The organism is Mesorhizobium sp. WSM4844, assembly GCF_055811775.1.
In genome coordinates, this window is the sequence record NZ_JBVVQB010000087.1 from 1 (window position 1) to 19,835 (window position 19,835).

Annotated in this window: 13 protein-coding genes and 4 pseudogenes; 11 read left to right on the plus strand and 6 right to left on the minus strand. The window is 62.1% G+C overall.

The window, feature by feature from the left end; all coding sequences use genetic code 11:
* The 3 genes and pseudogenes from AC0L2A_RS34215 to panB form a co-directional block, all read right to left on the minus strand.
* Positions 1 to 344 (minus strand): transporter substrate-binding domain-containing protein (locus AC0L2A_RS34215; RefSeq protein WP_473612602.1); only part of this gene is annotated, 344 nt, incomplete at its 3' end.
* 654 nt (positions 345 to 998) lie between these two features.
* Positions 999 to 1,873, minus strand: a pseudogene (gene panC, locus AC0L2A_RS34220) (pantoate--beta-alanine ligase).
* The gene (panB, locus tag AC0L2A_RS34225; RefSeq protein ID WP_473612614.1) at positions 1,870 to 2,706 is read right to left on the minus strand and encodes a 3-methyl-2-oxobutanoate hydroxymethyltransferase; all 837 of its coding nucleotides are present in this window, start codon (positions 2,704 to 2,706) and stop codon (positions 1,870 to 1,872) included. The pseudogene panC and the gene panB overlap by 4 nt, the downstream one beginning before the upstream one ends.
* Before the next feature lie 184 nt (positions 2,707 to 2,890).
* Between panB and AC0L2A_RS34230 the strand changes: the two genes are divergently transcribed.
* The 9 genes and pseudogenes from AC0L2A_RS34230 (at position 2,891) to AC0L2A_RS34270 (ending at position 12,827) form a co-directional block, all read left to right on the plus strand.
* The gene (locus AC0L2A_RS34230; RefSeq protein ID WP_473612616.1) at positions 2,891 to 3,856 is read left to right on the plus strand and encodes an NUDIX hydrolase; all 966 of its coding nucleotides are present in this window, start codon (positions 2,891 to 2,893) and stop codon (positions 3,854 to 3,856) included.
* Positions 3,857 to 3,921: 65 nt separating this feature from the next.
* On the plus strand, positions 3,922 to 4,896 hold the full coding sequence (gene nadA / locus AC0L2A_RS34235; RefSeq protein ID WP_473612604.1) for a quinolinate synthase NadA: 975 nt from the start codon (positions 3,922 to 3,924) through the stop codon (positions 4,894 to 4,896).
* Positions 4,893 to 6,435, plus strand: a pseudogene (locus AC0L2A_RS34240) (L-aspartate oxidase). The gene nadA and the pseudogene AC0L2A_RS34240 overlap by 4 nt, the downstream one beginning before the upstream one ends.
* Positions 6,435 to 7,316, plus strand: a complete 882-nt coding sequence (nadC, locus tag AC0L2A_RS34245; protein WP_473612605.1) for a carboxylating nicotinate-nucleotide diphosphorylase — start codon at positions 6,435 to 6,437, stop codon at positions 7,314 to 7,316. The pseudogene AC0L2A_RS34240 and the gene nadC overlap by 1 nt, the downstream one beginning before the upstream one ends.
* A 496-nt stretch (positions 7,317 to 7,812) precedes the next feature.
* Positions 7,813 to 8,811: a biotin synthase BioB gene (bioB, locus tag AC0L2A_RS34250; protein ID WP_473612606.1), complete on the plus strand. Its 999-nt coding sequence runs from the start codon at positions 7,813 to 7,815 to the stop codon at positions 8,809 to 8,811.
* 11 nt (positions 8,812 to 8,822) lie between these two features.
* Positions 8,823 to 9,968, plus strand: a complete 1,146-nt coding sequence (locus AC0L2A_RS34255) for an 8-amino-7-oxononanoate synthase (protein ID WP_473612617.1) — start codon at positions 8,823 to 8,825, stop codon at positions 9,966 to 9,968.
* The gene (gene bioD, locus AC0L2A_RS34260; RefSeq protein WP_473612608.1) at positions 9,947 to 10,585 is read left to right on the plus strand and encodes a dethiobiotin synthase; all 639 of its coding nucleotides are present in this window, start codon (positions 9,947 to 9,949) and stop codon (positions 10,583 to 10,585) included. Before AC0L2A_RS34255 ends, bioD begins: the two co-directional genes overlap by 22 nt.
* On the plus strand, positions 10,582 to 11,847 hold the full coding sequence (locus AC0L2A_RS34265; RefSeq protein WP_473612609.1) for an adenosylmethionine--8-amino-7-oxononanoate transaminase: 1,266 nt from the start codon (positions 10,582 to 10,584) through the stop codon (positions 11,845 to 11,847). Before bioD ends, AC0L2A_RS34265 begins: the two co-directional genes overlap by 4 nt.
* On the plus strand, positions 11,844 to 12,827 hold the full coding sequence (locus AC0L2A_RS34270) for a beta-ketoacyl-ACP synthase III (protein WP_473612611.1): 984 nt from the start codon (positions 11,844 to 11,846) through the stop codon (positions 12,825 to 12,827). The genes AC0L2A_RS34265 and AC0L2A_RS34270 overlap by 4 nt, the downstream gene beginning before the upstream one ends.
* A 201-nt stretch (positions 12,828 to 13,028) precedes the next feature.
* Here the strand turns inward: AC0L2A_RS34270 and pmtA are convergent.
* The 3 genes and pseudogenes from pmtA to AC0L2A_RS34285 form a co-directional block, all read right to left on the minus strand.
* Positions 13,029 to 13,624 (minus strand): annotated as a pseudogene (gene pmtA / locus AC0L2A_RS34275) (phospholipid N-methyltransferase PmtA).
* A 137-nt stretch (positions 13,625 to 13,761) separates the two neighbouring features.
* A complete protein-coding gene (gene gltA / locus AC0L2A_RS34280) occupies positions 13,762 to 15,030 on the minus strand; it encodes a citrate synthase (RefSeq protein WP_473612618.1) in 1,269 nt (422 codons plus the stop codon).
* Between the two features lie 148 nt (positions 15,031 to 15,178).
* On the minus strand, positions 15,179 to 16,771 hold the full coding sequence (locus AC0L2A_RS34285; protein ID WP_473612612.1) for an isocitrate lyase: 1,593 nt from the start codon (positions 16,769 to 16,771) through the stop codon (positions 15,179 to 15,181).
* 244 nt (positions 16,772 to 17,015) lie between these two features.
* On the opposite strand from AC0L2A_RS34285, the gene AC0L2A_RS34290 reads away from it, so the two are divergent.
* Positions 17,016 to 18,416, plus strand: coding sequence for a helix-turn-helix domain-containing protein (locus AC0L2A_RS34290; RefSeq protein ID WP_473612613.1), 1,401 nt, complete (start codon positions 17,016 to 17,018; stop codon positions 18,414 to 18,416).
* Positions 18,417 to 18,731: 315 nt separating this feature from the next.
* Positions 18,732 to 19,734, plus strand: a pseudogene (locus tag AC0L2A_RS34295) (IS256 family transposase); the annotation flags it as partial.
* Positions 19,735 to 19,835 lie beyond the last annotated feature (101 nt).

The following is a 19,835-nucleotide window of genomic DNA, read 5'->3' on the forward strand; positions in this document are numbered from 1 at the left end:
CCTTCGGGGTTCCCCTTCGGCACCAGCAACGCGCCGTTCTCCACCGCGACCGGTTCGCTGAACAGAACATTGCGGCAACGGTCCGGCTTGATCCACATGCCGCCCGTGATGATGTCGAAGCGACCGGCCTGCAGGCCTGGGACGAGGGATCCCCATTCCGTTACGACCGGCTCGATTTTGGTTGCACCCATTTTCTTCAGAACATCCAGCGTCACCTCATTGACCATGCCGGGCGGTTCGCTGTTCGGGCCGGGATAGGCAGTGGGAGGCTCGTTGGTGAAGCCGAGACGGATCGTTTCTCCATTTTTGATCCTCTCGAGCAGCGACGCCGCCGATGACCGCACCGGCAAAGCTTGCGGCTGCCACTGCCGCCATGGCCAGTCCCGCAATCCCTTTCAAGATGGTGGTTTTCAGACTGTGGTTTACATGCTTCCGCTTGACCATTCGGTAGTCCTCCCGGTTCGGTTTTCTTCGCTCGTCTCCGAGACGCAATGGAGGCCTAATGGCCTTGGGTTCTTTTGCTCCGATCGGCCGCACGGCACCCGCTTATGAGCATAGCAGCGTGACGAACGCGCTTTCGGCGAACCCTCAGGTGCAGACGCACGAAATCGTCGTTTTTCGTCGCGCGACACGGAAGTCTATACACCCACCGTTCCGACTCCTGATGCTGCGGGTAGGGACATAGTGATAAGCGACTGCCAGGCGGCCATAGATCCGACCCGTAGAAGAGCAAAGAGCAGGCAAATGCTTCCCGATAGATGTTCTGGTCGCGCGGACATAGGACCAATTCACGCGCTGTAGCGGCCAGCGGCTTCTGAAGCGAAAATAGAATCTCAGGCGCGGCAAGGCCCTCCGCACGCATGGAAAGCAGTTGTTGTAGGGTGTTCGGCCTGGGTCTCCCGCGGCCGATGTCGCGGTGGAGTTTGAGCGTCCACAAGGGTCGCGAAAGGTGCCGTATTGCCTTGTCAGGCCCGCCGAAGTTACGGGCCTGATCGGCTTCAGCGCCGCGCCGGGATGGCTCCATTCGGGCGCGGCATCGCGACATTGTCGATCACCCTCGTCTGACCCAGCCAAGCAGCCACGAGCAAACGTCCGGGCCTTTCGAACGTGTACATCGGTTCGAGATCCTCGTCGGCCCGCAGCTCGAGATATTCGATCCGCGCGTAGCCAGCCGCGACGATCGCAGAGCGCGCTCGTTCGAGGGTCGGGGTCACGGGAGCGCCTCCGGCAATGCCCGCGGCCGCTTCGAATAAAATCTCGGCGAGTTTCGGCGCGGTTTGCCGCTCCGGCGCGGACAAGCGCGCGTTACGGCGACATCGCTAGGCCGTCATCCTCGCGGACCGTCGAACAGGCGACGATCTCAATCGGTATATCAAGATCCCGCGCCAACCGCCGCACCACATGCAGTTGCTGGAAATCCTTCTCCCCGAAAAAGGCAAGGTCGGCGCCGGTCTGAAGAAACAACTTCGTCACCACCGTTGCCACGCCCTCGAAATGGCCAGGCGGAAGCGCGCCGCACAGGCCTTCGCTCACTTCGCCAACCGAGACGGTGGTGGCAAAACCCTGCGGATACATCTCCGCCGCATCCGGCGCATAGAGGAGATGAGCCCCAAGTGGCGCAACTTTCGCGGCGTCCTCCTGTTCCGTGCCGCGGGTAAGCAACAAGATCGGCATGGCTGTTGAACTGCTTCGGATTGACGAAAAGCGTGACCACCACCCGCTCGGCCCGGTCCAACGCAGCCCGCACGAGGCTGAGATGGCCCTCGTGTAAGGCGCCCATAGTCGGCCCGGCCGCCACCTTCAATCCTTCCCGCCTCCACGCGGCCACGGTCTTGCGCAGTTCCGCTACGGTCCGGACAATGGGAACGCTCATGCGGCTTCGCCTTCTTTGAGGGTCTTCGGGTCGTCTCCGAACACATGCTCGGCCGCCGGAAACCGGCCCACGCGCACTTCCTGCGCGTACTCTGCGATCGCCGCCTCGGCTGCCTGCCCGAGTTCGGCGTAACGCTTGACAAACTGAGGGCGGAAGTCGCCGAAGAGACCAAGCATGTCGTCGACCACAAGGATCTGGCCATCGCAGGCAGGTGACGCGCCAATGCCGATCGTCGGGATCGCGATCTCCGTGGTGATCCGCCGGGCGAGTGCCTCAGGCACCTTTTCGAGCACGATCGAGAACGCGCCTGCTTCGGCAGCCGCAACCGCATCGCGCCTGATGCGCTCTGCATCCTCGCCTCGCCCCTGGACGCGATAACCGCCGAACGCGTTGACCGCCTGAGGCGTCAACCCGACATGGGCCATGACGGGAATGCCGCGCGCCGTGAGAAAGCCAATTGTGCCGGCCGTGGTCTCGCCGCCCTCGAGCTTGACGGCGGCGCAGCCGGTCTCGGCCATCACGCAGGCCGCATTGCGGAAGGCCGATTCAGGGCCTTCCTCGTAGGAGCCGAACGGCATATCGAGCACCATCAGCGCGCGCTCAACTCCGCGGCGGACCGCCTTGCCATGCATGATCATCATGTCCAGCGTGACGCCGAGTGTGTTCGGAAGGCCGTGCAGAACCATGCCTACGCTGTCGCCCACCAGCACGACATCGCAATGACGATCGACCAGCCGCGCCATAGGCGTCGTGTAGGCCGTCAGGCAAACAAGCGGCGTTTTACCCTTGGAGGCGGTAATGTCCGGCGGGGTACGCGCCCTGCCCGCTACCATTGCGCTCAATTGGTCACTCCTTCCCTTGCGTTACTCACGTCGGCGTCGCGTTTGGCATAGTTTTGTGGAAGTGCGAAGACCAAAACAGTCGCTCGGGGGTGCGATTGACGCGTGGCCCGGTATCGTCCAGTGTCATTAAACCGGTTTAGAAGCACCGCCTCCGCGCGGCACAACATTCTTGAACATGCACGACCAGGCAGCAGGAACCAAAAAAGTCGCCACCCGTCGGAAGCGCCGCGACATCAATGTGGACTTAATCGCGGTTGTCGCCGCCGTGACTGATCGCGATCCTTGTGTCCTGACGGTCGGGCAGAGGGATGCGCTGCCTTCCGGTCCGTTCGAGTTCAGTCACCGTTCCCTGCAGTCTGGCCTGAGAGATTGGGTCGAACAACAGACCGGCCACCCGCTGGGTTACATCGAGCAACTCTATACCTTCGCCGACCGCGACCGAATCGGCGACCGTCGCGAGCAGAGGAATATCTCCATCAGCTATCTCGCGTTGACCCGGCAGGACGCCGTCACAGCATCGCGCAAATCGCAGTGGAAGAGTTGGTACGATTATTTCCCCTGGGAAGACCACCGATACGGCCCGCCGGCGGCGCTAAGAGTGCTGCGGCCGCGTCTGATTGCCTGGGCGAAGGGCGCCGAGAACGCTGCCACGCGGCGCGAGCGCCGCCAGCGCGCGGCAATTGCCTTCGCTTTTGATGACCGTCCCTGGAACGACGAGTTCGCGCTCCAGCGGTACGAGTTGATCTATGAAGCCGCTCTGGTCGCGGAGGCTTGTGGGGATCCGAGCGCCGCTCCCGCCGAGTCTGTCTCGGGCAGGGCCATGGTCGGCGACCATCGCCGGATCCTTGCGACTGGCATCGCGCGGCTGCGCTCCAAGATTAAATACCGGCCGGTTGTATTCGAGCTGATGCGACCAACCTTCACGCTGCTGCAACTGCAGCGAACCGTCGAAGCCCTGGCTGGCAGGCTCATCAACAAGCCGAATTTCCGCAGGCTTGTCGAGCAGCAGGAGTTGGTCGAGGAGACCGGCGAGACGTCCCCCGATACGGGCGGGCGGCCGGCAAAGCTTTTTCGCTTTCGCCGTGCCGTCCTTGATGAACGAGCAATCGCTGGGACGAAATTGCCGCTGACGCGGGCTTGACAGCCCTTATGGTCAACGTAGATATATCCGCTTTATTGTCACATCGAATATAAGCGGAGGCGCGGATGATTGGCGCGTTACCTACGGCCGCGTCTCTCTATGAGCGTGTCCGACGCGTGATTCCGACAGTCGAATGGCCGGCCTTTGCCGAGGACATCGACGCCATCCTGGCGCTGAAGCGCGAGCGCAACGCCGTAATACTGGCGCACAATTATCAGACGCCGGAGATCTTCCATTGCGTGGCCGACATTGTCGGCGACAGCGTGGCGCTCGCGCGCAAGGCAATGACGGTGGAGGCCGATATCATCGTTCTGGCTGGCGTGCACTTCATGGCCGAGACTGCCAAGCTGCTCAATCCCGACAAGACCGTGATCATACCGGACCTCGAGGCCGGTTGCTCACTTGCCGACTCAATCACGGCGGAAGACGTGCGCCTGATGCGGCAGCGTTATCCAGGCGTTCCCGTCGTCACTTACGTCAACACCTCCGCCGCGGTGAAAGCCGAGTCAGACATCTGCTGCACGTCCGGCAATGCGCTCGCGGTGGTGAAGTCGCTTGGCACGCCGCGCGCGATCATGCTGCCCGACGAATATCTGGCGAAGAACATCGCTGCACAAACCAAAGTTGAGATCATAGCCTGGAAGGGGCGCTGCGAAGTGCATGAACGCTTCACGGCGGCCGACATCCGCGAGCTGCGCGAAGCGCATCCCGGGGTCATCGTGCTCGCCCATCCCGAATGTCCGCCGGAGGTCGTAGCCGTAGCCGACTTCGCCGGCTCGACGGCGGCGATGTCCGACTATGTCGCGCGGCACAAGCCGGCGCGTGTGGTCCTGATGACCGAATGTTCGATGAGCGACAACGTCGCGGTCGACCATCCGGACGTGGATTTCGTGCGCCCCTGCAATCTGTGCCCGCACATGAAGCGCATCACGCTCGCCAACATTCGCACCGCGCTCGAGGAGAACCGTCACGTCGTCACGATCGATCCCCATGTCGCTGAACGGGCCCGCTGGGCTGTGGAACGCATGCTCTTTGTATGACGCCGGACATTCATGACATTGGCGGGGCGCCGGTCATTGTCGGTGCTGGCATTGCCGGCCTGATGACCGCGCTTCATCTGGCGCCGCAACCGGTTGTCCTTCTCTCCAGCACCACGCTCGGAACCGAGGCCTCCAGCACCCTCGCCCAAGGTGGACTCGCGGCGAGCTTCGGCGCCGATGACAGCCCGGACCTGCATCTCACCGATACGCTTGCCGCCAGCGATGGGCTTTGCGACGAAGCAGTGGCCAAGCGGATGGTTGAGGCCATACCTCATGCCATCGGTCATCTCATTCGCTTCGGGGTTCCCTTCGACCACGAATTGGATGGAAAGCTTCGGCTCGGACTGGAGGCGGCGCATTCGCGCAGCAGGATCGTACATGCCGCCGGCGACGCCACCGGCCGCGAATTGATCCGCGTGCTGGTCGCGGCGGCCCGGCGGACACGTTCGATCACGATCTTGGAAGGGATGACTGCCCTGCGCCTGGTTGTGGCGGCGGGCGGCATCGTCGGCGTGTTGGCGCACGGACGCAGCGGTGTCGTCGCATTGCCCACGCGCCGCGTGGTGCTGGCGACCGGGGGCATCGGCGGCCTGTTTAGCGACACGACGAACCCGCTTTCCTCATTCGGGCACGGCCTGCCGCTGGCCGCCTGCGCCGGAGCAGAACTCGCCGATCTCGAATTCGTGCAGTTCCATCCGACCGCGCTCGACAGCGCGCGCCGGCCAATGCCGCTTGTGAGCGAGGCGGTGCGCGGCGAAGGCGCATTCCTCGTCGACGAGCACGGTCATCGATTCCTCGCCGATACGCCTGGCGCCGAGCTTGCCACCCGTGACGTGGTCGCGCGCGCGATCTCCGACCAACTCGCAGCCGGGCACCGCGTGTTCCTCGACGCCCGGCACTGCCTCGGCGCCAAGTTCGCCAAGCGTTTCCCGGTGATCGAGGCAGCTTGCCGGCAGGCCGGCATCGATCCGGCAGTCGATCCGATCCCCGTGCGCCCGGCGGCTCACTATCATATGGGCGGAGTGGCCGTTGATACTTGAGGGGCGCAGCTCCGTCACGGGCTTGTGGGCATGCGGTGAGGTGGCGTGCACCGGACTGCACGGCGCAAACCGTCTCGCCAGCAACTCGCTGGCCGAAGCGATCGCAACAGCCTCTTGGGTTGCGACGAGCGTCGCCGGCACGTGCGCAGGCTGGCAGTGGCCGAGATTTCCGGCCATCGCACCATTGCGACCGGACCCTTCAGCCATACGACAAGTCGTCTCGCACGCGCTTGGCATTACCCGCAACGGCAAGGCGTTGCGCGAGGCCGTTGCGATCCTGCTGCCGATTGCCATCGAGCACACTGCGGCGGCTGACCCCGCTTTGGTCGCACTTTTGATCACAATTTCTGCGCTCAAACGCCAAGAGAGCCGCGGTTCGCATTGCCGAACCGATTATACTAGTCGCGATACTGCCGCCCTCCCCTCGCGGCTCACGCTTTGCGCCGCGTTTGAAAGTGCGGTCGCGCTGAACTGGCTCGCCCCGGAACGGAGCTTCTGATGACATCACTGGCACCGCTTCCGCAGCTTATTCTCGAGCCACTGGTGCGCAACGCCCTCCTTGAAGATCTGGGTCGGGCTGGCGACGTCACCAGCGATGCAATTATCCCTCCCGACTGCAAAGCCACGCTTGCGCTTGCCGCCCGGCAGACCGGCATTGTCGCCGGGCTGGATCTGGCGGCCTTTGCTTTCCTGCTGGTCGACCCCGCTGTCACCTTGCAGATACGGTGCCCGGATGGAGCCGCGGTAGCGGCAGGAGAAATCATCGCGACCGTCACCGGGCCGGCCCGCGGCCTGCTCGCGGCCGAGCGAACCGCGCTCAATTTCCTGTGCCGTCTGAGTGGCATTGCCACGGCCACGGCGGCACTGGTCGAAGCGGTGCGCGGCCATAAGGCCAAGATTGTGTGCACACGCAAGACGACGCCCGGCCTGCGCGCCCTGGAAAAATACGCGGTGCGCGCCGGCGGCGGCGCCAATCATCGCTTCGCGCTGGATGATGCCGTCCTCATCAAGGACAACCACATTGCGATAGCCGGCGACATTCGCACCGCAATCGAGCGCGCACGCGGCGCTGTCGGTCACATGGTCAAGATCGAGGTCGAGGTCGATACGCTGGACCAACTCGATCTGGCGCTCGAGGCGGGCGTTGATGCCGTGCTGCTCGACAACATGTCGATCGAGAAGCTTGCCCGGGCTGTGGCGATAGTCGGCGATCGTGCAATCACCGAAGCCTCGGGACGAGTGACGCCGGCCAAGGTCGCGGCAGTCGCGGCTACCGGCGTCGATCTCATCTCCGTCGGTTGGCTCACGCACAGCGCGCCCATCCTCGACATAGGCTTGGATATGCCGGTCAACGGCAATTGCGACAGACGCTTGAACTGATGGAGAAAAGGAATTGCGTCGCCATGATCGCAGGCGGCCTTGCGCCCTTTGTCTCACCTGCTGTCTCTCGACGCATCGCCGAAGCAGGCGCACTGCCCTCGCAGTATTCAACCGGTCAGGAAGGAGAGCGATGAGGCAAAAAGAACAAGCATGCGACCGCGGCGAAGCGCTTGCCTTCATCGTTTGCCGCCTGGACGAACTGCGTCAGATGGCGGCCTCTCACGGGCTCGACCTTCTCGGCTATGTGCTGGATGTCGCCTTCACCGAATCCTGCGATGCGATCAGGAAGGAGCCTTCTTGCGCCCAAGGTGAAGCAAGGGATGGTGCGGTCTACGCTGAGGACGTGAAGTTGACCGAACAGCCGACAGCAGTTGGAGCTTCTGTTCGAACGAGACGGGTAAGCGCATCTGCCTACAGCACCGATCCCGGATGCAGGATAATTGATCGGCACGCCCGCGCGGGATCAATGCCAATGAATTTGGAGGACAAGCTGGGAATGAACGCCCAACTCAAGCTGGACACGGCATTGGATGCCTTCAGCAAGGGTCTCTCGCGCTGGACGCGACAGGCAGCACAAGCAATCCATGACCTGCCCTTCAACGACCTGCTCTTTCGGGCCCAGACGATCCATCGCGAAAATTTTGATCCCAACCGGGTGCAGCTGTCGCACCTGCTCTCGATCAAGACTGGCGGCTGTCCCGAGGATTGCGGCTATTGCAGCCAGTCCTCGCATCACCAATCGGGCCTCAAGGCGTCGAAGCTGATGGAGGTTGAGCGCGTCATCGCCGAGGCCAGGAAGGCGCGCGACGCGGGCGCCACGCGTTATCGCATGGGGGCCGCCTGGCGCAGCCCAAAGACGCGTGACATGGACGCGGTGGTCGCCATGGTCGAGGGCGTGAAGGCGCTCGGCATGGAGACCTGCATGACGCTCGGCATGCTCGACCTCGGCCAGGCACAGCGGCTCAAGGCAGCAGGCCTCGACTACTACAACCACAACATCGACACCTCCGAGCGCTACTACAGCGAGGTCATCTCGACCCGGACCTTCGCCGACCGGCTGGCCACACTTGCCAATGTCCGCGACAGCGGCATCAAGGTCTGCTGCGGCGGCATTGTCGGCATGGGCGAGGAGCCGGTTGACCGGATCGACATGCTGGTGACTTTAGCCAACCTGCCGGAGCCGCCCGACAGCGTGCCCATCAACATGCTGATCCCGATCGAGGGCACGCCGCTCGGCGAGTCCGAGCCCATTGAGCCGATCGAATTCGTGCGCACCATTGCGCTAGCCCGCATCATGATGCCGAAATCGCATGTGCGGCTTTCGGCCGGCCGCACGGCGATGAGTGATGAAATGCAGGCGCTGTGTTTCTTCGCCGGCGCCAACTCGATTTTCGTCGGCGACACCTTGCTGACCGCCGAGAATCCCGGAGAAGACAAGGACAGCGCCCTGTTTCGCCGGCTGGGCATCAAGCCGATGGATCGCGAAGCTCAGTGAACCGCCGCACCATGCTCGACCGCTATCAGGCGACCTTAAGCGGACTGGCCCGCAAGGACCGGTCGCGGATGCTTAGCACCCCGTCGGGGCTGGACTTCTCTTCGAACGATTATCTCGGTCTCGCGCGATCAAAGCGTATGGCGGACGCGGTTGCTGCAGCACTCGCCGCAGGCACGCCGGTCGGCGCGTGCGGATCGCGGCTTCTGCGCGGCAACGACCCCGAGCACGAGGCGGTCGAATCAAAGGCGGCCAGCTTCTTCGGCGCCGAACGCGCGCTGTTCTTCGGCGGCGGCTACATTGCCAATTTCGCGGTGCTCACGACCTTGCCGCTCAAGGGCGATCTGATCGTGCTTGACAGTCTCGTCCACGCCAGCGCGCATGATGGAGCGCGAGCCGGCCGTGCCGAAGTGAGGGTGGCCTCGCATAATGATGCAAGCGCGGTCGAGGACGTCATCGTACCCTGGCGAGCCATGGGCGGTACAGGCCGTCCCTGGATCGTGGTCGAGAGCCTCTACAGCATGGACGGCGACAGGGCGCCGATTGGTGACTTGGTCGCGCTCGCGGACCGACATGACGCTTTCCTGTTCATTGACGAGGCGCATGCCACCGGGGTCTATGGTCCGGATGGGCGCGGGCTCGCGAGCAATCTGGAGGGTCGCGACAATGTCGTGGTGCTGCACACCTGCGGCAAGGCGCTCGGCGCATCCGGCGCGCTGGTCACCGCGCCGGCGGTGCTCTGCGAATATCTCGTCAACCGCTGCCGTCCCTTCATCTACGCCACCGCGCCCTCGCCGCTGATGGCCGTCGCGGCAGCGACAGCCCTCGATATTGTCGTCGAGGAGCCGGAGCGCCGTGAGCGGCTGGCGAGGCTGGTCGCGCTTGCCGGTGAGAAGGCTCGCGCGCTGGGCCTGCTTGCCAGCGGTTCGCAAATTCAGCCGCTCATGGTCGGCGACAATGGCCGCGCCATGGCGCTGGCGCAGGCCTTGCGGTCACATGGCTTCGATGTGCGCGGTATCCGCCCGCCCACCGTGCCCGAGGGCACGGCAAGACTCAGGATCTCGCTGACGCTGAATGTCGGCGAGGAGGATGTTTCGGCGTTGTTTGATGCTCTTGCCGGGGAATGGGACCACGCGCCATGGCGGCACGCTTTATCGTGACTGGCACCGACACAGGCATCGGCAAGACCGTCTTTTCGGCCGGCCTCGCGCGCCTGCTTGACGGCTTCTACTGGAAGCCTGTGCAATCAGGCCTTGACGGGGAGACGGACAGCGAGGTCGTTGCCCGCCTCTCCGGTTTATCGGTCGGGCGTGTCCTGCCGGAAGTGTACCGCTTGAGGATGCCTCTGTCGCCGCATCGGTCGGCCGAAATCGACGGGGTCACGATCCAGGCGGCAGCCCTCTCATTTTCGGTTCTGCCGACTCCCCTCGTCATCGAAGGCGCGGGCGGGGTGATGGTGCCGCTCAACCGGCGCACAAGGTTCATCGACATATTCGCGCAATGGCAGTTGCCAGCCATTCTGTGCGCCCGCACGACGCTCGGCACCATCAACCACACCCTGCTGTCGATCGAGGCTTTGCGTGCGCGCTCGATCCCTTTGCTCGGCATCGTCTTCATCGGCGATGAGATGACAGACACACAAAAGACCATCGCCGACATGGGCAAGGTGCGCGTGCTCGGCCGCCTGCTGCGCCTTGACCCGCTCACGCCACAGGCCCTTGCCGCGACCATGCTGACCTCGTTCAACGCCGCCGACTTCATGGACGGCCCACAGTGAGCCGCTCCGCCGTTTGGCATCCCTTCACCCAGCATGCCACCGAGCCGAAGCCGCCGACCATCGTTCGCACCGAAGGCGCCTATCTCGAGACGCGCGACGGCAAGCGCATACTCGACGCGATCTCCTCCTGGTGGGTCATTACCCACGGCCATCGCCATCCGGGGATTGTGGAGGCGATCCGCAACGCGACCGAGACGCTCGATCAGCTGATCTTCGCCGGGCTCAGCCACGAGCCGGCCGAGCAATTGGCCGCCGCATTGGTCGACGTGACGCCGGCGGGCCTGGACTGGGTGTTTTATTCCGACAGCGGCTCGACCAGTGTCGAGGTGGCGCTGAAGATGGCGCTGGGCTTTCACCGAAACAGTGGCTCGCCGCGCTCGCGCATTGTCGTCATGGAGCACAGCTATCATGGCGACACGATCGGCACGATGAGCGTCGGGGCCCGCGGCGTCTTCAACGCCGCCTACGAGCCCTTGCTGTTCGAGGTCGACGCCATCCCCTTCCCCGCCGTGGGCCAGGAGCAGGAAACGCTGGACGCCTTCGAACGACTGGCGCGTGACAGCAAGGTTGCCGCGCTCATCGTCGAGCCGCTGGTGCTCGGCGCCGGCGGCATGCTCATATATCCGCCTTCAGTTCTCGCCGAACTCAAGCGCATCGCCGAGCGCTCCGAAACGCTGTTCATCGCCGACGAGGTCATGACCGGCTGGGGCCGCACTGGCGCCATCTTCGCCTGGGAGCAGGCAGGAATCGCACCCGACATTTTGTGCACATCCAAGGGGCTGACAGGCGGTTCGCTCCCGCTTGCGGCAACGCTTGCCACGGATGCGATCTTCCGCGCGCATTACTCCACGGACCGGGCCCGGACCTTCTTCCATTCGAGCTCCTATACCGCGAATCCGATCGCCTGCGCGGCAGCGCTGGCGAATATCGGTGTCTGGAATGACGAGCCTGTGGCGGAACGCGTGGCCTGGCTGTCGCGTATGCAGGAGAGGATGATTGCTCGGTTCAACCAGGATGCTCGTTTCCAAAATCTGCGCACGATCGGCACTATTGCCGCGCTCGATCTGCGCGTCGCCAATGCCGGCTATCTTGCGGAGGTCGGCCCCAAGCTGCGTGCATTCTTTCTCGAGCGCGAATTGCTGGTGAGACCGCTTGGGAACGTCATCTACCTGCTTCCGCCCTATTGCGTGACATCGAACGAACTCGACCGTCTTTACGAGGCCATTGACGAGGCGGCAGAACTTGCGAACGAAATCCGATGACACCCACGGCGCGCCTCATTGGCCTTGGCCATCACGTGCCATCGCGCAGGGTCGACAATGCCGAGATCGAGGCAAGTCTCGGGCTGGAAGCAGGCTGGATCGAAGGACGCACCGGCATCCGCTCGCGTTTTTGGGCCGAACCCGGCGACACGCTTTCGGGAATGGCGATCCAGGCTGGCGAAAGGGCGCTTGAGGCGGCGGCCATCGATCGCAACGAGATCGGACTGGTTCTGCTCGCCACATCGACGCCCGACCATATGTTGCCGCCGAGCGCGCCCCTGGTGGCGCACAGGCTTGGCCTCCAAAACGCCGGTGGGGTCGACCTGGCGGGCGCCTGCGCCGGATTCATCTATGCCTTGACCTTCGCCGATGGCTTCGTGCGTCTGCACAACAAGCCAGCCATGGTTATTGCCGCAAACATATTGAGCCGCAGGATCAATCCGGCCGAGCGGGCAAGCGCGGTGCTGTTTGTCGACGCCGCTGGCGCTGTGGTGCTGGGCCCCTCCAGCGATCCCGCCCATGGCATCCTCGGCTCCTCTTTCGCCTCGGATGGGTCGGCTTATGGCCTGATCCATATCCCGGCGGGCGGTAGCAACCATCCTTTTTCCCAGGAGATCGACATCGTCGAAACCCGCATGACCATCAAAGACGGCCGCGAAGTCTTCGTGAAGGCTGTGGAGATGATGAGCCGTTGCGCTACCGAAGCGCTCGCGGCGGCAGGGACTTCAGCGAAAGACGTCACGCGGTTCGTACCGCACCAGGCAAATGCCCGCATCTTCAACGCTGCCGGCAAGGCGCTCGGCATTGAGGACGAGCGCATCGTCAAGACCATCGCGACCTATGGCAATTCCTCGGCCGCGACCATCCCCTTGTCGCTGTCGCTGGCGCACACTTCCAAGCCCTTTCGACCGGGCGAGAAACTGCTGCTGGCGCCGGCAGGTGCAGGCATTACCGGCGGGGCATTGGTCGTGGGTATCTGAGCCACCAAGCTTGGCATGCACGCGGGCGAGAAGGAAGGACGCGCTGCGCGACGTGGCTTTGCGATATCGGCTCTTATGTGCATTTCATCGTCTGCTGTTGCAATCAGCCTCCTCGCGGACACCCGCCGATGCCCAGATCATGGCCAGCAAATCGAATCCTAGCGCTCATGAAAAACCCTGGGCAAGCTGGGGTGCAGCGCTTCAGACTGCCCTCCGATAAGTCCACAGCTGCGCTGGCGGGATGTTGCGAACGATGAAGTCGTAATGAGACACGATGAAGCGATCGGGCATTTTGATCACGGGGGATAAAGGGCCGTAGGTAATTTGGATCACAGGTCTTCCTGCAGGGATGCGAGCCAGCAGATCCTCAAGCAAGGCGACGCGCCGCTCCATCGGAAAACTGAGCAGCGGCACCGCGCTTATGACACAGTCGAATTGCTCGTTAGACCGCTCACCAAGGACTTCTCCCAACGCAAACGCGTCTCCCAGTCGAAGATCGACGCCTGGAAAGCGCCGCGTCAGGCGGTGATAGAAATCCTCCGAATATTCGACTGACACCAATTGATTAGGCTTGACGCCTCGCTCGAGGATCGCTCGGGTGATGGCCCGGGTTCCCGCGCCGAGTTCAAGAACCGGCCGTCCAGAGCCCGGGTTGATCACACTCGCCATACGGCGAGCAGCGTGAATCGACGTCGGCATAACAGCGCCGACCCGCTTCTTGTCCTTCTGCCATCCCTAAAGAATTGCACCTCCTGTTCGAATTTCTTGCCGAGGCGCTCCTTCAGTCCAAAGATCATACCGGTTCCGATCCATGCTGCAGGTAATGGTCGCGTTTAAGTGGGAGGCGCGCGTTTCGGAGTTTCGCGACGTCTCACGCGTTGGGCACGGTTGGTGCAAGGGAGAGGCATCTTCCGCGCGGAAAGCTAAGTCGCCGCTAGGCAATTCGCTCAGGCATTGCAACATAGTCGCGCTCCGGCGCGCCGGTATAGAGCTGGCGCGGACGGCCAATCTTGTGGCGCGGATCCTCGATCATTTCTTTCCACTGCGCGATCCAGCCGACGGTGCGGGCGACCGCGAACAGCACGGTGAACATGGTGGTGGGGAAACCCAGCGCCTTCAGCGTGATGCCGGAGTAGAAATCGACGTTTGGGTAAAGCTTCTTCTCGATGAAATAGGAGTCGGTCAGCGCGATCTTTTCCAGTTCCATGGCGATGTCGAGCAGCGGATCGTCCTTGATGCCGAGTTCGCCCAAAACTTCATGTGCGGTCTTCTGCATGATCTTGGCGCGCGGATCGTAATTCTTGTAGACGCGGTGACCAAAGCCCATCAACCGGAACGGGTCGTTCTTATCCTTGGCGCGGGCGATGAATTCCGGGATGTGGTCGACATGGCCGATCTCGCCCAGCATGTTCAAGGCCGCCTCGTTGGCGCCGCCATGGGCCGGTCCCCACAGGCAGGCGATGCCGGCGGCGATGCAGGCAAACGGGTTGGCGCCTGACGAGCCGGCGAGGCGGACGGTCGAGGTCGAGGCGTTCTGCTCGTGATCGGCATGCAGGATGAAGATGCGCTCCATCGCACGCGCCAGCACCGGGTTGATCTTGTAATCCTCGCACGGCACGGCAAAGCACATATGCAGGAAGTTGGCCGCGAAATTCAGCTCGTTCTTCGGGTAAATGAAGGGCTGACCGATGTGATACTTGTAGGCCATCGCCGCGATCGTCGGCATCTTGGCGATCAGCCGCATCGATGCGACCATGTGCTGATACGGGTCCGAGATGTCGGTGGAATCGTGATAGAAGGCCGACAGCGCGCCGACCACGCCGCACATCACCGCCATCGGATGCGCATCGCGGCGGAAGCCGGTGAAGAAGCGGCTCATCTGCTCATGCACCATGGTGTAGTGCTTCAGACGGCACTCGAAATCTTCACGCTGTGCCTTGGTCGGCAATTCGCCATAGAGCAGCAGGTAGCAGACTTCCAGGAAGTCGCCGTGCTCGGCCAACTGGTCGATAGGATAGCCGCGGTGCAGGAGAATGCCCGCATCGCCATCGATGAAGGTGATTTCGGACTCGCAACTCGCCGTCGAGGTGAAGCCGGGATCGTAGGTGAAGGCACCCGTCTGGCTGAATAACCGCCCTATGTCTATCACGTGTGGTCCTAATGTACCTGGGCGAACGTCAAAAGCGTATCTGCGCCCTGCCATCTCCAGGACCGTGATTGGGGTTTCCCGGTTCAATGTGACACCTCTCCGCGGGGCTGACGGCAAGCCAAGGCCAGCCTTCTAATTTGCGTTGGGACGAGACTAGTCGCCGGCGAGCGCGGTGGAGCGCTCGCCCAAGCTCCCGCAGCATCTATGCGGCGAACTGGTTCATGGTGTTGTGGGCGCCGCCTGCCTTCAGCGCTGCTTCCCCGGCAAAATGCTCTTTGTGATCATCGCCCAGATCCGAGCCGGCCATGTTCTGGTGTTTGACGCACGCAATGCCTTGGCGAATTTCGCGCCGCTGCACGTTTGCCACATATCCCAACATACCCTGATCGCCGAAATACTCCTTGGCCAGATTGTCGGTCGACAACGCGGCCGTGTGGTAGGTCGGCAGGGTAATGAGATGGTGGAATACCCCCGCGCGCGCTGCCGCGTCGCGCTGGAACGTGCGGATCTTTTCGTCTGCTTCGATCGCGAGTTCCGATTTGTCGTAGTCTGCGCTCATCAGCTTCGCGCGATCATAGCTGCTGACGTCTTTGCCTTGCGACGCCCAAGCGTCGAAGACCTGCTGCCGGAAATTCAGCGTCCAATTGAAGGACGGCGAGTTGTTGTAGACCAGCTTGGCGTTGGGGATCACCTGGCGAATGCGGTCCACCATGCCTGCGATCTGCTCGATATGCGGCTTCTCCGTTTCGATCCAAAGGAGGTCGGCACCGTTCTGCAAGGCATGAATGCAGTCCAGGACACACCTGTCGGCCCCGGTGCCTTCCCGGAACTGGAAAAGGTTGGAACGCAGCCGCTTTGGGCGCAGGATTTTCGATCCACGCGTAATGAGAACGTCGCCGTTGGAGATCTGCCCATCGGCGATCTCTTCGCAATCGAGGAAGGAGTTGTAAAGATCGCCAATATCGCCCTCTTCAGCGCTGAAGGCGATCTGCTTCGTAAGACCCGCCCCAAGGGAGTCGGTGCGGGCGACGATAATTCCGTCATCGACCCCAAGCTCAAGGAAGGCGTAGCGACAGGCCCGAATCTTGGCGACGAAATCCTCGTGAGGGACAGTCACCTTGCCGTCCTGGTGACCACACTGCTTCTCGTCAGAGACCTGGTTCTCGATCTGCAACGCACAGGCGCCTGCCTCGATCATCTTCTTGGCAAGAAGATAGGTGGCCTCCGCATTGCCGAAGCCCGCATCGATATCAGCGATTATGGGAACCACATGAGTCTGGTGATTTTCTATTTCAGCCAGCAGTCGGCGCTGAAGCGGCGCATCACCCGTTTTTCGCGCCTTGTCCAGTTCCCGAAACATCATGCCTAGCTCACGTGCATCGGCCTGGCGCAGGAATGTATAGAGTTCCTCGACCAACGCGGGGACGCTGGTCTTTTCGTGCATGGACTGGTCGGGCAGCGGCCCGAACTCAGACCGAAGCGCCGCGACCATCCAGCCCGACAGATAGAGATAACGCCGATCCGTCGATCCGAAATGCTTCTTTATCGAGATCAGCTTTTGTTGACCGATGAACCCATGCCAGCAGCCAAGCGACTGGGTGTACTTGGCAGGGTCCTGATCGTAGGCGGCCATGTCCTTGCGCATGATAGACGCAGTGTACCTGGCGATGTCGAGCCCGGTCCGGAACCTGTTTTGCAGCCGCATGCGGGTGACGGCTTCCTCCGATATGCCACGCCAATTCGGATTAGCCCGAATAACGTTGGCTGCGTCCTGTAAGGTGCTCTGGTATGACATCTATGCCGGCCTTTTGATGAATTCATCGCAGGCTATGCCGGATTTCGCACGAGGCAGAGAGAGGATCATGTCATCATGTAAGACTTTACTCTTTTTCGGAGTTAAGTTGTAAAGTTTGTAATCTCTTCGGCTGGCCGGGTACACACCTCCTGGCCCGGGCTGCCCGCCCCTGCCCCGCTACGTCGAGCTCACAAAACGAACGCGATACTTTACAAAAAATTCGCAGTGATGTTGTAACTGCGTGATGCAGAAGACCGGCGTGTACCTTGGCCCCCGCTTGCGGCGACTCCGCAAAGATTTAGGCCTGACGCAAGCTGCCATGGCGAGCGACATCGGCACTTCGCCATCCTACATCGCCCTGATGGAAAGAAACCAGCGGCCGGTCACCGCCGAGGTGCTGATCCGTTTGGCGAAGGCCTACACCATTGAGCTCTCGACTTTGATGGAGGACAAGAATCCGGATCTGCTGGATCGGCTAAAGGCTGCAATGAAGGATCCCCTTTTCGCGGACTTCGAGATATCGACTGTTGAAATCGCCGATGTCCTCAACAATTTCCCGGGTTTCACCGATGCCATGCTCCGTCTTTACACAGCTTACAAGACCGAGCAGTTTGCTCTGGCAGATCAGCACCAGCTAGTGGGCCGATCGGTCGGATCCGATCCACGTAAGGATCCGGTAGCTTCTGTCAGGGCCTTCTTGGCGGCGCATCGAAATTGCTTTCCCCAGCTAGACTCTGCTGCGGAGCATCTGTCGCTGGAGGTCAACCGAGCAGGTGGACTCGCAGGCCTTCTGAAGAGCCGACATGGGCTCAATGTGCGGCGCTTGCCGCACGACGTGATGATGGGCTCCGTCAGGCGACTCGACCGGCACCGCAGAGAGGTCCTACTGGATCACGGTCTCGACGTCGCAAGCCAGAATTTTCAGCTGGCCCAACAGCTTGCCTATCTTGAAGCGAACGACGAAATCCAGAAAGCGATCGAGGGCGCCAACCTGCCTTGCGAGAACGCCTTGCACCTCGCACATCGCGCATTGGCTGGATATTTTGGGGCCGCAGTCCTAATGCCGTATGCGCAATTCGCGAAGGCGGCAGAAAGCCAGCGCTACGATGTCGAAGCCATCTCAAGGCAATTCAACACAAGCTTTGAACAGACAGCTCATCGTCTGACAACGCTGCAAAAGCCCGGCCATGAACGTGTTCCCTTCTTCTTCATTCGCGTTGACAGTGCCGGGAACGTTTCAAAAAGACTGGATAGCGCCCACTTCCCGTTCGCGCGGCATGGTGGCGGATGTCCCCTGTGGACCTTGCATCAAGTATTTACCACCCCAAGAACGGTCGTCACGCAGTGGCTGGAGTTGCCTGACGGTCAGCGCTTCTTTTCGATCGCGCGCACAGTCAATTCGGGCGGAGGAGCGTATGGATCTGCCCTGGTGACCCGTGCTGTTGCTTTGGTCTGTGAAGCACAACATGGAGAGCGAATGGTGTACAACGACCGTACTGGCACGCCGGTCTACACTCCGATCGGCATATCCTGCCGGCTTTGTCATCGCGCCACATGCCTGTCCCGATCGGAACCTCCAATCGGACGCAGGATCCTGGCCGATACCTTCCGGCGAGCCGAAGCTCCTTTCGGCTTTTCCGACTGACAACCCAAACATGCCTGGGCCACGATATCGAACCGCACGCGGCGATGGGCCTTCTCGCAGTTCGACTTTATTGCCGGAAGCTGACTGGCTACTGCAATAAGGAAGCCTCGCCTGAACCGAATGTGCGAAAAACAACGCATCTCCCAGGGTGAACGTGGTCGCGTCCCGACAGGTGGTGTAGCTCGGCGGTAGCGAAGCCGCTCGCGAGCGCGCCCCTCGATAGCGCTGTAGCGAGCGAGCGGCTTTGCGGTGGTCATCGACAGTTCGCCGGTAAGGTCGGGTTGCTGACACCAACCTGATTCGAAGGAACCATCGATGACCGACGACATGATGAACCTGCGCTCGCTCGTGGAGAAGACTCCGGATTCCGATCTCTTGCGCGAGATGATTGGCTTTGCCGCCGAGCGGCTGATGGAGCTGGAGGTTGGCGCCGCCACCGGCGCCGCCTATGGCGAGAAGAACCCGTTGCGCACGGCCCAGCGCAACGGCTATCGCGAGCGCGACTGGGAGACGCGCGCCGGCACCGTCGAGCTGCGCATCCCCAAGCTCAGGAAGGGCTCCTATTTCCCCGGTTTCCTGGAACCGCGCCGCATGGCCGAGAAGGGCGCTGACCGCCGTCATCCAGGAGGCCTACGTCCAGGGTATCTCGACCCGCTCGGTCGACGACCTGGTCAAGGCCATGGGCATGAGCGGCATCTCCAAAAGCCAGGTCAGCCGGCTGTGCGAAGAGATCGACGGCAAGGTCAAAGCGTTCCTTGAAAGACCCATCGAGGGCGACTGGCCATATCTGTGGATCGACGCCACCTACCTGAAGGTGCGCCGCGGCGGCCGCATCGTCTCGGTCGCCGTCATCATCGCTGTCGGCGTCAACGCGGACGGCCGGCGCGAGGTGCTGGGCATGGAGGTCGGCACGTCTGAGGCCGAGCCGATCTGGACGGAGTTCTTGCGCAAGCTGACCCGCCGCGGCCTGCGCGGCGTCAAGCTCGTCGTCTCCGATGCCCATGAAGGCATCAAGGCGGCCGTCACCAAGGTGCTGTGCGCGACATGGCAACGCTGCCGCGTCCACTTCATGAGGAACGTGCTGGCCCATGCCGGCAAGAGCGGGCGCCGCGTCGTCTCCGCTTTCATCGCCACCGCCTTCGCCCAGGAAACGCCCGAGGCCGCAAGCACGCAATGGCGCGCCGTCGCCGACCAGATCCGGCCGAAGGTGCCGAAGCTGGCGACAATCATGGACGATGCCGAGCCCGACGTGCTTGCCTACATGACTTTCCCCAAGGAGCACCGCGCCAAGCTGCATTCGACGGATGACATCGACAAGCCTGATTTCGGCTTTTTGGCTTTTTCGACGGATGACATCGACAAGCCTGATTTCGGCTTTTTGGCTTTTTCGACTCCTGTTCGTTTCTTTGTTCGGCTTCA

Coding starts and splice junctions, on each gene's coding strand:
- panB (WP_473612614.1), bottom strand. CDS start 2,706: ATGGTAGCGGGCAGGGCGCGTACCCCGCCGGACATTACCGCCTCCAAG.
- AC0L2A_RS34230 (WP_473612616.1), top strand. CDS start 2,891: ATGCACGACCAGGCAGCAGGAACCAAAAAAGTCGCCACCCGTCGGAAG.
- nadA (WP_473612604.1), top strand. CDS start 3,922: ATGATTGGCGCGTTACCTACGGCCGCGTCTCTCTATGAGCGTGTCCGA.
- nadC (WP_473612605.1), top strand. CDS start 6,435: ATGACATCACTGGCACCGCTTCCGCAGCTTATTCTCGAGCCACTGGTG.
- bioB (WP_473612606.1), top strand. CDS start 7,813: ATGAACGCCCAACTCAAGCTGGACACGGCATTGGATGCCTTCAGCAAG.
- AC0L2A_RS34255 (WP_473612617.1), top strand. CDS start 8,823: ATGCTCGACCGCTATCAGGCGACCTTAAGCGGACTGGCCCGCAAGGAC.
- bioD (WP_473612608.1), top strand. CDS start 9,947: ATGGCGGCACGCTTTATCGTGACTGGCACCGACACAGGCATCGGCAAG.
- AC0L2A_RS34270 (WP_473612611.1), top strand. CDS start 11,844: ATGACACCCACGGCGCGCCTCATTGGCCTTGGCCATCACGTGCCATCG.
- gltA (WP_473612618.1), bottom strand. CDS start 15,030: ATGGCAGGGCGCAGATACGCTTTTGACGTTCGCCCAGGTACATTAGGA.
- AC0L2A_RS34285 (WP_473612612.1), bottom strand. CDS start 16,771: ATGTCATACCAGAGCACCTTACAGGACGCAGCCAACGTTATTCGGGCT.
- AC0L2A_RS34290 (WP_473612613.1), top strand. CDS start 17,016: ATGCAGAAGACCGGCGTGTACCTTGGCCCCCGCTTGCGGCGACTCCGC.